Origin of the sequence: Mesorhizobium sp. Cs1299R1N1 (genome assembly GCF_037179655.1) — a bacterium.
Lineage (GTDB): Bacteria > Pseudomonadota > Alphaproteobacteria > Rhizobiales > Rhizobiaceae > Mesorhizobium > Mesorhizobium salmacidum.
The window spans coordinates 1-609 of sequence record NZ_JAPYKR010000109.1 but is presented as its reverse complement, the minus strand read 5'-3'; the positions used below and the strand labels follow the sequence as shown (position 1 = coordinate 609).

The window sequence follows — 609 nt, the reverse complement described above, 5'->3', positions numbered from 1 at the left end:
GTGAGCGCTGTCCCGGCGCCACCTTTCGCGCGTGGTCGTGAGCCACGATGCTCGGAGCCTTTGAGGGCTTCGACACATGACGATTTCAGAGCTTACGCTTAAGTCCAGGGACGAGGAGCCGGTTCGACGGCTTGAGATATTCACGGGTTCTGGACGGCGGCGCGAATGGTTGCCGGAGGAGAAGGCGCGGATCGTGGCGGAAAGCTACGATGCTGGCGAGACGGTGAGCGCTGTGGCTCGGCGACATGCATTGTCCCCGCAGCAGCTGTTCGCCTGGCGCCGGTCCGCGCGGGTGCCATTGGCGAATGGGCCGGCGCCGGAGCCATTGTTTGTTCCAGCAGTGGTCACGGCACAGGAGCCCGAACCGGCGGGGAAGCGCGCGAGATCGACACGGAAGCGGAAGGCCGCGCAAGAAGCCGGCGTGATCGAGCTGGAGATTGACGGCGTCGCCATGCGGGTCGGTCGTGGCGCCGACGCCAGGACGGTGGCGGCGGTGATCCGTGCGCTGAAGGCGCCGTCGTGATCGGGCCGACGGGTGTGGTCAAGGTGATGGTCGCGACGAAGCCGGTGGACTTCCGCAATTATGTGGAGCGCTGGATTATGCAGAGT

1 protein-coding gene is annotated in these 609 nt (G+C 65.7%); it reads left to right on the top strand.

What is annotated here, in order from left to right; translation table 11 throughout:
- The first annotated feature begins 76 nt into the window (after positions 1 to 76).
- Entirely contained in the window at positions 77 to 523 is a 447-nt protein-coding gene (gene tnpA / locus O7A70_RS33930) for an IS66-like element accessory protein TnpA (RefSeq protein WP_337144222.1), read from the top strand.
- Positions 524 to 609: the final 86 nt, after the last annotated feature.

Coding starts and splice junctions, on each gene's coding strand:
- tnpA (WP_337144222.1), top strand. CDS start 77: ATGACGATTTCAGAGCTTACGCTTAAGTCCAGGGACGAGGAGCCGGTT.